Genomic DNA, 12,866 nt, shown 5'->3' on the forward strand with positions numbered 1-12,866 from the left:
TTGTAGCCGTCGTCACGCACCGTGTCGTTGTCGTCGGCCAGGTGCTTCGGCTCGCTGTGGCTCTCGCCTTCGAAGACCTTCGCCACCGTGGACGCCGGGGTGGCGCCACCAGCGGTCACCGAGCCCGACGCGGCAGGTGCGTCAGCGGTGCCCGCAGCCGAACCAGCTGCGCCGGCCACGGCCGGCGTCCCCGGGCGAGCGCCGTGCTGGGCGAGGCTCTCGCCCTCGACGTCGACGTTCGGCAGGATCTTGTCGAGCCACTTCGGCATCCACCAGGCCTTGTCGCCGAGCATGAGCATGACGGCGGGCACGAGGATCATGCGCACGAGGAAGGCGTCGAACACGATCGCTGCCGCGAGCGCGATACCGATCTCACGGATGAGCGCGTTGTCCTGTGCCGCGAAGGCGGCGAACACCGAGATCATGATGAGAGCAGCGGCCACGACGACGCGGCCCGAGTGGCGGAAACCGTCGATGACGGCGTCACGCGCTTCCGTGCCGTGCACGTAGGCCTCGCGCATGCGGGTCGTGAGGAACACCTGATAGTCCATCGCGAGCCCGAACACGATGCCGATGAGCAGCGTAGGCATGAAGCTCATGATCGGCTGCGGCTCGAAGATGCCGAACGTGCCGTCGGTGACGAGCTTCGTCGTGAAACCGAGCGTCGCGAGCACGGAGAGCAGGAAGCCCAGCGTGGCGAGCAGCGGCACGACGATCGAACGGAACACGAGCACGAGGAGCAGGAACGCGAGGCCGACGACGATGGCGAGGTACTTCGGCAGGGCGTCGGCGAGCTTCTCCGACACGTCCGCCGCGATCGCCGTCTGGCCGGTGATGCCGAGCTTCGTGCCCGTGGCCTTCTCGGTGGCGGCCTGCTGGTCGCGCAGACGCTCCAGCATCTCGTCGGTGGCCTTGTCGGCCGGGCCCGTCTTCGGCGTCACCATGACGACGGCGCCGTCGCCCTTCTTCGCCATCTGCACGATCTGTGCGTTGGCCACGTTCTCGTCCTTGGCCGCCCATTCGACGACCTTGGCGTAGGCACCCATCTGGGCCTTCTGGCCGCCGTCGATCTCACGGCCGTCGATGATGGCGATCATCGGCGCGTTCTTGCCCGCGCCCCAGCCCTCGGCGAGCAGGTCGGCGCTCTGTCGAGCCTCCGTACCCTTCTGCGCCGTCGCGTCGGACGGCAGGCCGAGGTGGAGGTGCTGCACCGGCGAGGCCAGGGCGGCGAGCAGCGCGACGACAGCGAGTGCGACCGCCCACGGGGCCTTGCGGATACCGCGCGCGAGGCGCACCGAGCCGTTGGTCGAGTCGTGGTCGAACTCGTCGGCGGCCTTGTCCTCGCGGACCCGACCGGCGAACGCCTTCGTCTTGAGCATGCCCATGAGGGCGGGCAGCAGCGTCAGCGACGTGATGACGGCGAGCGTGACGGTGCCGGCCGCGCCGAGACCCATCGCCGTCAGCATGCTGATACCGAGAACGCCGAACGCGGACAGCGCGATGATGACGGTGAGGCCGGCGAAGACGACCGCCGAACCGGCCGTGCCGAGTGCGCGGCCCATGGCGTGCTCACGGTCGGCCTGGCTCTTGATGTCGACGTGGCGCAGCTCCGCGCGGTAGCGCGACAGGATGAACAGCGCGTAGTCGATACCGACGGCGAGGCCGATCATCGAGGCCAGCGCGGTCGTCGTCTCGGGCAGGTCGAAGAACGCGGTGGCGCCGGTGATGCCCATCATGCCGAGCATGAGGCCCATGACGGCGTTGAGGATCGGCATGCCCGCGGCGACGAACGAGCCGAAGGTCAGGACGAGGACGAGCAGCGCGATGCCGATGCCGATGAGCTCGGAGGTGGTGCCCGGCTGCATCATCTCCTGCATGCCCTGGCCGCCGGCCGCGATGGTGAGCCCGTTCTTCTCGGCGGCCTTGGCCGCGTCGAGGATGCTCTGCTGCGTCTCGGGCTTGATGTCCATGATGTTGTCGACGGCGAAGTTCCACGACACCGTGCCGATGCGGCCGTCCTTGCTCAGCGGGGAGAGCGCCTCGGCGTTCTTCTCCGCGACAGCCTTGGGCGTGCCCTGCTTCGTGGCCTGCGCGACGATCTGCTGCTTCATCGCGGGGCCGGCTTCGGCGGGGTTGGCGAGCTTCGTCTTCGGCATCTGCTGGACGCCGCTGACCTTCTTGATCAGTTCGTCGACCTGGCCCTTGTAGGGCTGTTCGGCGAGGGTGTGCCCGGCCGGTGCCTTGATGACGAGCTGGCCGTTGACCTGCTTGTCGGCGGCGGGCTGATCCGGGAACAGTTCCTTCTGCGTCTCGGCGGCCTGCAGCGAGGGGATGCCGGGAATCGTGAACTGCGACGTCATCGGCCGCGACTTCGCGGCGGCGAATCCGCCGAGCGCGAGGAGGGCGATGAGCCACCCCACGAGGAAGAACGGCCACTTGCGGTAGGCCGTCCTTCCGAGGCGGTAGAGCATGTTTGCCACTGGGGAACTCCTTTGTGAAAGGGGGGTCTGTGGGGTGTCAGCGCATCGAGCGGACGGCGGCATCCGCGTCGAGCACGTCGTGGAAGACGGTCATGAAGTCGGAGTCGGCCTTGCGGAGGGAGAACTCCTCGAGGCTGACCTTGACGATGGCGAGGAAGGTTGCAGTGATCGTGCGGGCGCGCAGGTCGCCCGCGTCCCACTTCTCGCGCTCGCAGATCAGGGTGGCCAGGGTGTCGGACAGGTGCGTGAACCGCTCGATCGCGAGGTGGGCCACCTTGCCGTCGCTCGCGATGGCCCGTTCGACAAGGGCGTGCTGATCGCTGGCCATGGAGGGATCCTCGACCTCGCTCATGACGCTGTCGAGCGCCTGGATGAGGTCGGGCATGAGGACACCGGTGGGGCCGCCGTCACGGAAGAGCGCGACCTGCGGGTTGTCCCCGACGCCGTCGGGGCCGAGGACGGCCGACGCCTTGTCGGGCACGTAGTTGAACAGGGTGCGGCGGCTGACGCCGGCGGCCTCGGCGAGGTCGTCCATGGTGAAGCCGTCGTACCCGCGCTCGATGACGAGGATGCACGCCGCCGAGCGGATCTCCTGGAGCCGCTTGTGGGCGCGCTGGGCTCGGGGGTCGTCAGTGCTGCAATCCCACATGAAACCCACGGCCACTCCTTTGCACTGTCAAATATGCGAGTGCAATTTTGCACGAATGAGCTATGAAGTGCAACTACACCTGTGGCGCCGCCGCCTCGGGGCTCGGGCCGCTTTGGCGCGTCACCGGGAGACGACACTCCGAACAAGGGGGTATCGGCCAGGTGCGCCCGTGGTTAGGCTCAACCAAGAACCGCTGCCCCCGCAGCGCATCCGTAACCGAGGGGATATGAAGATGATCACCGCGCATGAGGTCAGGACGGCGCAGTTCCACCGCGCCGACGCCGGCAAGGTCGGCTATGACGAGGTCGGTGTCGACGACTACCTCGACCGCGTCGCCGACACGCTCGAAGCCATCGAGCGCGGCGGCCAGATGCCGTCGCACGCCGTGAGCGCCAACGACGTCGTCGAGGTGGTGTTCTCCGAGCGCGGCCCGCAGTCTGCCGGTGGATACGACCTCGACGACGTCGACGACCTGCTCGACCGGGTCGCCCAGCGCATCCGTGCCTACGAGGACGGCGTGCGTCGGGCGTCCGCGCCTGTCGACGCAGGACTCCCCAGTGACGTCGAGGCCGACGACCGTGGTGTCGTCCGCGACGAGCGTGGACACGGCGCACACGGCGGTCACGGTGTGGCTGCGGCAGGTGCCGCCGGCGCCGGTGTCGCGGGTGCTGCTGCGTACGAGCGCCGCGAGGACCGTGCGGACGTCGATCCGCGCGGCGACGTCCGCGACGATCGCTACGACGAGCGCGGTTTCGTCGACGAGCGTGACCTGCGCGACGAGCGTCGCCCGGAGGCCTACGCAGAGCCTGCGGCGCCTGAGCTTCAGGACTCGCCGCGCAGCGCCTTCGCCGACGACGGGGGCGTGCGTGACGGTGAGGCCCTCGCGGTCGCCGGCGGTGCGCCGCGGCGTGAGGAGCGCTTCGACGACGAGCGCGGCTTCGAGCCCGCCGACGAGCGTCGGGGTGGCTTCGGTGAGCCCGGCGTCCGTGTCGACGAGGTCTCGGACGCCGCAGCGTTCGACGGCCGCCGCGACGAGAACGTCGCCGATGAGCGCGCTTTCGACGGTCGTGAGCGCCGAGACGAGCGTGGCTTCGACGGTCGCGACGCGGGCCTGGTGGCAGGTGGCGGCGCTGTCGCCGCCGGAGGTGCCGCGGCTGCGCACGGTCAGCGCGACGAGCGCCGTGACGACGCCTTCGCTTCCGACACGCGTGATGACGTGCGCGACGACCGCGCCGGTCATGCAGGGGCCGGCCGTCAGGGCGGTGTCAACATGGTCGGATCCGACCCGGTCGACGAGGCGCCGATCATGGCCCCGGACGAGTCGGGCCGCAACCGTGAGCTGCGCTCGGAGGGCCGTTCCGACGTGAACACCTCCCACGACGCCGCGTACGCGCCGCCGGCCGAGCGCGACACGTTGGCGAACGACTCCGCGGTCACGCCTGAGGAGCGCTTCGACGCCGAGCGCCGCGATGACGTCGTACGTGACGAGCAGCTGGGCAACGACCCCTTCGCGGACGAGCGTCGTGACGCAGACCTGCGTGACGAGCGTGGCTTCGAGGGCGAGCGCGAGGAGCGTTCCTCGGGCTTCGGCCCCGCCGGTGTCGCAGCCGCTGCCGGCGGTGCTGCCGCCGGAGGTTACGCCGCTCACCGCCACAGCGATCAGGGCGAGCAGGTTGAGCGCAACGAGTGGGCCCCGCGTGACGAGCGCGACGCCGTGCGTATCGACGGCGAGCCCGCCGGTGACTCTGCCGGCGACCCGGTGCGTCGTGAGCACGACGCCGCCGACTACCACGACCCGGCTGCAGCCCACAGCGAGACGTTCGCCGAGCCGGTGCCGCCGCAGCAGGTGAGTGCCGAGGAGGCCCGCCCGGTCGCCGCAGCCGAGCAGGGTGACAACTGGGCCTTCGAGGACAACGGTCTTCGCCGCGACCGCGCCCCCCGCTACCCCGACGAAGGCGCGATCCTTCGCCAGGGTGAGGATGAGGGCCCCCGCGCCGACGAGCGCTTCCAGGGCAGCAACGCGTACGAAGGCGACACAGTGGCCGGCGGTGACGCCGTCGCCGACGAGCGCCCGATCGCCACGCAGCCCGAGATCGTCTCCTACCGCGCCACCGACCGTCGAGTTCCGCTGCCCCGCAGTGAGGCTCGCCGTTCGATGAGCGATGAGGACCGCGAGGCGGAGGCTCAGTACCACCCCGAGTACAGCGCATACTCCTCGCCCGAGGACGGGGCCGGTGACTCCCCGCGTCGCAGCACGGGCGGCGCCTACGACGAGAGCTCGAGCATGCCGGCGAGCGATCTCGATCGTGGGCCGGACGCCGGCGTTCTGCCGACCGAGCAGGCGCCGCTCGTCGATGACCGTCCGGTGGCGCCCGAGGCCCCCGTGGCACAGGACGCCCGTCGCGATGGGGAGTTCGACCCGTTCTCCGAGCCGAGCGCTGTGACCGAGCGTCCGCTGCCGACGCAGCCGACCGAACGGGGCGAGGCGCCGCAGGCTGCCCCGCCGCAGACCGGTGGCTTCGAGCGTGACCCGTTCGCGGACGACGCTGGTCGGGACTCCTTCGAGCGCCCCGAGCAGCCGGCCCGGGCCGAAACGTTCGGTGGGCGCGGCACGGACGGCCCGCAGCGTGTGGCGCCGATGAACGAGGAGACCGCTCGCGTGCGTGAGCCGCGCGAGGGTGGCTTCGAGCAGCCCGGCGTCGGCAACCGTGACCCGTTCGCCGACGACGCCCGTCGTGACGGTTCGTTCGACGTTGCCGGTGGTGGCGACGACGTGCGCGAGCAGCAGTCGTTCGAGGCGTCGAGCCCGGTCGCCGACGACCGTCGGGCGTCCGACGTGAAACGCCCGGAGTCGATCGACCGTCCGCAGCCCATCGACAAGGCCGAGCCGCTGCCGGAGCGTGACGACACATCGCGCAAGGGCCTGCTGCGTCGCATCTTCAAGGGCTGACGTGCTGGCGTCGGACGACGTCGTCAAGGTCGAGTTCGAGCAAGGGCGCGGCGGGGCTGGTTACGACGAGATCGAGGTCGATGACTTCCTCGATTCCCTTGTGATCACCCTTCGCGGCTACGAGCAGGGCGCGCCGCGTCAGGGCGTGGTCACGTCTCGTTCGATCGACGACGTGGCGTTCACGCGGGCGCGTGGTTTCGGGCGCAGAGGGTACGACGCCGCGAGCGTCGATGCTTTCCTCGTCAAGGCCCGCGAGACGCTACGCGCGTACGAATCGCGCGGGGGCGTTTCGACGCAGGCACCTGAGGTCGTGTCCGCCCCGCGACAGGCGCCCTCGACGGCGCAACGCTCGGCCGTGAGCGAGCCGAAGAAAGGCATCTTCGGCAAGCTCTTCGGTGGCTGAACCGAACTGAACGACCAACGAGCCCCACACCAACGCGGTGTGGGGCTCGTTGCGTACGACGGCCATGCGGTTCGTGCGCAGGAACCGTCGAAGCTCAGCTCGTGACGGCGGGCAGGTCGATTACGCGGTCGAGCGCGTCGAACGCGATGGGGTGGTGGCTCACCATGACGACGGTGCGTCCGGCGCTCGCGGTGAGCAGGTCGCGGACGACGGCGTCGGCGGTCGGTCCGTCGAGGTGGGCGACGGGCTCGTCGAGCAGGATGACGGGACGCTCGGAGAGCAGTGCCCGCGCAATGCCGAGGCGCGCCCTCTCGCCGCCGCTGATCGAGCGCTCGGTGGCGGTGGCCACCGACTCGGCCCCCGAACGTCCGGCGCTCACGAGGTATTCGCCGAGGTGCGTGTCGAGACCCTCGCCGAGTTCCGCGAGCCACGGCCCGAGCCCGGCGCGCTCGAGCGCGCGAAGCCCGTCCGTGTCGTCCGCGTCAGGGCGGGCGAGCAGGAGGTTGGCGCGCAGCGAGCCGGCGAACAGGTGCGGGTCGTCGTCGACGAAGGCGATGCCGTCGCGCACGGCGTCCAGCGGGAGGTCGCGGACGTCACGCTCGCCCCAGGCGTACGTTCCGCCGGTCGGGTCGAGGTGGCGCGCGAGGACGGCGAGAAGTGTCGACTTGCCGCACCCGTTGGGGCCGGTGACGGCGATGTGCTCACCGGGTGCGACATCGAGGGTGACAGGCCCGAGGTCGGTCTTCTCGCCGGTCCACGAAGCCGTCAGGTCACGCACGCGCAGGTGCGGCACCGTCTCGTCCGGCGCAGCCTCCGAGCCCGAATCCCGCACCGCCGGCTCCTGCGTGAGCAGCGCTTCGAGACGGTCGCGGGCGGCGGACGAGCGGGCGAGCGAGCCCACGGCGTCGGGGATGAGGCCGACGACGTCGCCGAGGGCGAGTGGGGTGAGGAGCAGCAGCGCAGCGAAGGGCCCGTTGATCGTTCCGGCCTCGACCTCGCCGTCGAGAACCCACGCCATGGCGAGGGTTGCCACTCCCGTGACGGCGAGCGCGAGAGCCACTCCGGCGGCGCGGCCGCGCGACTGGGCGAACGCGGCCTTCTCGACGTTCTTCTGCGCGTACGCGAGCCACGTCATCGGCTCGTCGGTGGCGCGGATGGCGCCGAGCTCGTTCGCTCCGGACGCCACGAGGTGCGCCACCCGGTCGACCTGGCCGCGCGCCGCGAGCGACGCCGCCTGGCCGCGGCGTTCGAGCGCGAGGTCGATCCACCCCACGAGGGCCGCCGCGACGACCGAGCCGAGCACGACGAAGCCCGCGGGCGGATGGACGACGAACGTCGTGACGACGGCAACGAGCGCGGCACCGACCGTCGTGATGAGCGGGACGACGACGCGCACCTGGATGTCGACCTCGTCGTCCAGGTCGCGCACGACGCCGGAGAGAAGGTCGGCGCGGCGCTTCGTGCCCAGGCGCGCCGGGGTGAGCGGCACGAGCTGGCGGTAGGCCGCGGTTCGACGATCCGTGAGGTCGGCCAGCGCGGCGTTGTGGGAGACGAGTCGCTCGACGTAGCGGAAAACCGGGCGCCCGATACCGAACGCGCGCACGGCGACGATGGCGGTGAGCAGGGTGAGGACGACGGGGCGCTCGCTGGCGCGCACGATGAGCCAGCCCGACGTAGCCGTCAGCGCAACGCCACACGCGAACGCGAGCGCACCGATGAGCCCGGCGAGCGTCACGCCGCGCACCGGCTTGAACAGCGGGCGTCGCTCCTGCGTTTCGGAGGTCATGCCGTCACCTCGTCGCGGATCGGGCGGGCCGTGAGACGCCACTGGTTGTCGGCGCGGGCCGCGAGTTCCTCGTCGTGCGTCACGACGACGACGGGCTTGCGCGCGGCGAGCGCGACGATCGCCTCACGGATGTCCGCAGCACTCGCCGGGTCGAGGTGAGCGGTGGGCTCGTCGAGCAGGACGATGGCGGCGTCGGAGAGCCACGCGCGCGTCAGGACGAGGCGGGCGCGCTGGCCCGCGGAGAGGCCGAACCCTTCGTCGCCGAGGGAGGTGTTGACGCCGTCGGGCATGCCGAGGACGACGTCGTCGAAGCCGGTGGCGGCCATGGCCTCGCGGATCTCGTCGACGCTCGCGTCGTTGCCCAGCGTCAGGTTGGCGCGCACCGACATCGGCGCGATGAACGGACGCTGCGAGACGAGGTGCGTGCTCGGCACCTCGAGGCGCCCCGCCGTCGGGCGGCGCGCGCCGGCGAGCACTTCGAGGAGCGTCGACTTGCCGCATCCACTCGGGCCGGTGAGGGCGGTGAGGCCGTCGCGCACGACGGAGGTGACACCGCTGACGGCCGGGCTCTGCTGGCCGGGGTAGGTGTAGGAGACGCCGCTCAGCATGGCGCGCGCGAGGCCGCCGGCCTGCTCGGGGGCGGGCGCGTGCCACGGCCGGGCGTCGCTGTCCGCGAGGAGCGAGTCGATGGCCTCTACGCCGTCGGCCGCCGCGTGGAACTCCTGCCCGACGCGGCGGATCGGCCAGTACGCCTCGGGCGCGATGAGGATGGCCATGAGGCCGGTGAGCAGCGAGACGTCGCCGTGGGCCATGCGCAGGCCGACGGCGACGGCGACCATGGCGACGGAGATCGTCGCGAGCAGGTCGAGCGCTGCGGAGGAGAGGAAGGCGATGCGCAGCGTGCGCATCGTGGCCGAGCGGTGACGTTCGCCGACGCGGTGGATCTGCTCGACCTGGTGCTCGCCCCGTCCGTAGGCCACGAGCGTCGGAAGGCCCGCGACGACGTCGGAGAAGTGTCCGGCGAGCATCGTCGTCTCGACCCATCGTTCCGCCGTGGCGCGCTGCGTGTAGCGGCCGATGAGCGCTGCGAAGACCGGCAGGAGCGGCAGCGTGACGATGACGATGAGGGCGCTCGGCCAGTCCACGACGAGCATCGCGGCGATGGCGAACACCGGCACGACGCCAGCTGTGACGAGAGCCGGAAGGTAGCGCGCGACGTACGGTTCGACGGCGGCCGCGCCCTTCGTGGCCATGGTGAGCATGGCGCTGGGGCCGGGGCGTTCGTCCGCCGTCTGCGTCATCCAGCGGCGCATCGCGCCCTCGCGCAGCGCCCCGGAGATGCGTGCGCCCGCGTGGGCGGCCACCGTCTCGGTCGATGCGTTGAGCACCCCGCGCAGGGTGAAGAGGCCCAGGACCCACAGGCCGGGCGTCCAGAACGAGTGGCCCTCGACGACGGCGACGACGAGGTGCGCCACGGCGACGGCCTGGGCGATCGCGACGGCTCCGCTGAGCCCTCCGATGAGGGCGAGCAGCGCGACCGGCAGCCGGGTGGCAGGCACGGCGCGCAGCAGGGCGGGGTCGAACGGGCGCATGGGTCTCATTGTCCCGCACCCGCCGGCGTTCGCGGGCACGGGATGGGGCGAACGGTGGCCGTCGTCATGTGGCACGCCTTAATCTCAGGGAGGCACGGACGAACAACGAGAGGTGGCGGCGTGGCTGTCGACATGACCTGGCTGCTCGGCGGAGTGGCGCTGCTGCTCGCCGTCTTCCTCCCGACGCTCGTGCGCAGCGTGCCGATCTCGACACCGCTTGTGCTGCTCGGCGTCGGTGTGCTGTTCGGTCTCATGCCGCTGCCGGAGGGCTTCTCGCTCGACCCGGCCATGCACAACACGTTCCTCGTCCACGCCGCCGAGGCCACCGTCCTCGTCGCGCTCATGGGCGTCGGGCTCGCGCTCGACCGCCCGCTGCGCCTGCGTCACGGCTCGTCGTGGCGCGCGTGGGCAGCGACGTGGCGTCTGCTCGGCGTCGCGATGCCGCTGTGCATCGCGGCGGTGGCGCTGCTCGGGTGGGGCATGGGCATTGCGGCGCCGACGGCGCTGCTCCTCGGCGCTGCACTTGCACCGACCGATCCGGTGCTCGCCTCCGACGTCCAGGTCGCCGGCCCCGAGACGCAGGAGATGGGTGTCGGCGACGAGGAGATCGACGAGTCCGACGAGGTGCGCTTCGCCCTCACCTCCGAGGCCGGCCTCAACGACGGCCTCGCGTTCCCCTTCATTTACGCCGCGATCGCGTGGACGATGGAGGGCGCACCCTCGCACTGGGCCCTGAAATGGATCGGCTGGGATCTCATCGGCAAGGTCGCCATCGGCGCCGTCGCGGGTGCGCTCGTCGGGTGGGTGCTCGGCAAGCTGTTCTTCCGTCTGCCCCACAAGCAGTACCGGCTCGCCGACGCGGGGGAGCCGCTTGCGGCGCTCGCGGCCATCATGGCGGCGTACGGCCTGACGGAGGTGGTGGGCGGGTACGGCTTCCTCGCCGTGTTCGTCTGTGGTCTCGTACTGCGCGCCAGCGAGCGCGGCCACAGCTACCACGCCGAGATGCACTCGTTCATCGAGCGGCTCGAGCAGATCCTCACGCTGCTCATGCTGCTGTTGCTCGGCGCGTCGGCGACGAACGGGCTTCTGGCACACGCGGATTGGCGCAGCGTCGTCATCGCACTCGTGCTGATCTTCCTCATCCGCCCGGCTTCGGGCTGGATCAGCCTCGCAGGTCGCCGTGACGACACCGACCGCGCCGTCGGCCTCACGTCGCAGGAGCGGTGGGTGACGGCGTTCTTCGGCGTCCGCGGCATCGGCACGGTCTTCTACGTCGCCTACGCGACGGGGAAGGCGTCCTTCGACGGCGCGGAGTGGCTCTGGTCGACGGTCGCCGTCGTCATGATCGCGAGTGTCGTCGTCCACGGCATCGCCGTCACGCCCGCGATGAACTGGCTCGAACGTCACCGCACGAACCACCGTCGGGCGCTCGCGGACGCTTGATCCACCGGCGCCCCGGCGGCGCCTGCGCTGCACCCCCGGCGCCGGGCTGGCCGGGCCGCACACGCGGGCGCGTTTCTTCACCCCTCGAGGTGAAAAACTGCGTGCAGGAATGCTTCTGGGGGCCGGTGGTGTTGTGATCGATGAAAGAGCTCATCGATCTCAGGAGGCACCTCATGGCCTACCGCACCGAGAACCCCGCCACCGGCGTCGTCGAGAAGGAGTACACCTCCGCGACGGATGCTGACGTCACCCGCGCCATCGAGCGCGCCGACGCCGCGTTCGGCACGTGGCGCACGACGGACGCGTCCGAGCGCGCCGCCGTCCTCACGAAGGTCGCCGACATCTACGACGAGCGCGCCGACGAGCTCGCCCGTGTCATCGGCGCCGAGATGGGCAAGCCGCTCGCGCAGGCGCAGGGTGAGGTCGCGCTCGCGTCGTCGATCTTCCGCTGGTACGCCGAGCACGGTGAGGAGTTGCTCGTCGAGGAGCAGCTGAACATCGGCGACGACGCGAAGTCGCTCGTCGTCACCGACCCGATCGGTGTGCTCATGGGCGTCATGCCCTGGAACTTCCCGCACTACCAGGTCGCGCGGTTCGTCGCCCCGAACCTCATGCTCGGCAACACGATCCTGCTCAAGCACGCCTCGATCTGCGCGCGCACGGCCGAGCTGATCGAGGAGATCCTCCACGCCGCGGGTGTGCCGCAGGATGCCTACATCAACCTGTTCGTCAGCAACGAGCAGATCACGTCGATCATCGAGGACCCGCGCGTGCGCGGCGTCTCCCTGACCGGTAGCGAGGGCGCCGGCAAGGCCGTCGCCGAGACCGCGTCGCAGAACCTCAAGAAGAGCGTCCTCGAACTCGGTGGCTCGGACGCGCTCATCGTCCTCGACGACGTCGACGTCGCCGAGACGGCGAAGGCCGTCGCCACCGCGCGCATGAGCAACGCCGGGCAGGCCTGTAACTCCCCGAAGCGGATCTTCGTGCCGTCGACGATGTTCGACGACTTCGTCAACGGCGTTGTCGCCACCGTCGAGGGCATGAAGGTCGGCAACCCGGACGACGAGGGCACGGACATGGGCCCGCTTTCGTCGGTCGAGGCTCGCGACGACGCGATCGCTCAGGTCGAGCGCGCCGTCGAGCAGGGTGCGACCCTGCGCACGGGTGGCACGGCGCTCGAGCAGGACGGCGCCTGGATGGCCCCCGCCGTGCTCACCGGTGTCACGCGTGAGATGGACGCCTTCAAGGAGGAGATCTTCGGGCCCGTCGCCGTCGTCTACTCCTACGACTCGATCGACGAAGCCGTCGAGCTCGCCAACGACTCCTCCTTCGGCCTGTCCGGCTCCGTCTGGGGCAAGGACACCGACAAGGCGGAGCAGATCGCACGACGCCTCGAGGTGGGCATGACCTATGTCAACGAGCACGGCACGACGAAGGCCGGCGTGCCATTCGGTGGTGTGCGCCGCTCCGGTTATGGGCGTGAGCTCGGACGCTGGGGCTTCGGCGAATTCGCCAACACGAAGCTCGTCCGCGTCGCCAAGTGATCGATGCGTCGTGACCCGC

The 12,866-nt window shown here is 70.6% G+C and carries 8 protein-coding genes; 4 read left to right on the forward strand and 4 right to left on the reverse strand.

Going from position 1 to position 12,866, the window contains the following annotated elements; all coding sequences use genetic code 11:
- Together EVU97_RS13015 and EVU97_RS13020 are read right to left on the reverse strand one after the other, a co-directional pair.
- The coding region (locus EVU97_RS13015) for an MMPL family transporter (protein ID WP_240730237.1) at window positions 1–2,471 on the reverse strand (2,471 nt) is incomplete at its 3' end.
- Window positions 2,472–2,517: 46 nt separating this feature from the next.
- Entirely contained in the window at window positions 2,518–3,129 is a 612-nt protein-coding gene (locus EVU97_RS13020; protein WP_129666518.1) for a TetR/AcrR family transcriptional regulator, read from the reverse strand.
- Window positions 3,130–3,361: 232 nt separating this feature from the next.
- On the opposite strand from EVU97_RS13020, the gene EVU97_RS13025 reads away from it, so the two are divergent.
- Together EVU97_RS13025 and EVU97_RS13030 are read left to right on the forward strand one after the other, a co-directional pair.
- Window positions 3,362–6,079 carry a DivIVA domain-containing protein gene (locus EVU97_RS13025; RefSeq protein ID WP_165357970.1) on the forward strand — a complete coding sequence of 906 codons (2,718 nt, stop codon included), beginning with the start codon at window positions 3,362–3,364 and terminating at the stop codon, window positions 6,077–6,079.
- Between the two features lies 1 nt (window position 6,080).
- The gene (locus EVU97_RS13030; protein ID WP_052946812.1) at window positions 6,081–6,482 is read left to right on the forward strand and encodes a DivIVA domain-containing protein; all 402 of its coding nucleotides are present in this window, start codon (window positions 6,081–6,083) and stop codon (window positions 6,480–6,482) included.
- A 94-nt stretch (window positions 6,483–6,576) separates the two neighbouring features.
- Here the strand turns inward: EVU97_RS13030 and cydC are convergent, their stop codons facing one another.
- The gene (cydC, locus tag EVU97_RS13035) at window positions 6,577–8,268 is read right to left on the reverse strand and encodes a thiol reductant ABC exporter subunit CydC (RefSeq protein WP_129666422.1); all 1,692 of its coding nucleotides are present in this window, start codon (window positions 8,266–8,268) and stop codon (window positions 6,577–6,579) included.
- Entirely contained in the window at window positions 8,265–9,860 is a 1,596-nt protein-coding gene (cydD, locus tag EVU97_RS13040) for a thiol reductant ABC exporter subunit CydD (protein WP_129666424.1), read from the reverse strand. The genes cydC and cydD overlap by 4 nt, the downstream gene beginning before the upstream one ends.
- A gap of 120 nt (window positions 9,861–9,980) precedes the next feature.
- Here cydD and EVU97_RS13045 point away from each other — a divergent pair, with 120 nt between their 5' ends.
- Both EVU97_RS13045 and EVU97_RS13050 read left to right on the forward strand, forming a co-directional pair.
- Window positions 9,981–11,303 (forward strand): sodium:proton antiporter, encoded by a 1,323-nt coding sequence (locus EVU97_RS13045; RefSeq protein WP_205744921.1) that lies wholly within the window; start codon window positions 9,981–9,983, stop codon window positions 11,301–11,303.
- A 173-nt stretch (window positions 11,304–11,476) separates the two neighbouring features.
- Window positions 11,477–12,847, forward strand: coding sequence for an NAD-dependent succinate-semialdehyde dehydrogenase (locus tag EVU97_RS13050; protein ID WP_129666427.1), 1,371 nt, complete (start codon window positions 11,477–11,479; stop codon window positions 12,845–12,847).
- The last annotated feature ends 19 nt before the right edge of the window (window positions 12,848–12,866 follow it).

Source organism: Dermacoccus sp. 147Ba, assembly GCF_004151355.1.
Lineage (GTDB): Bacteria > Actinomycetota > Actinomycetes > Actinomycetales > Dermatophilaceae > Dermacoccus > Dermacoccus abyssi.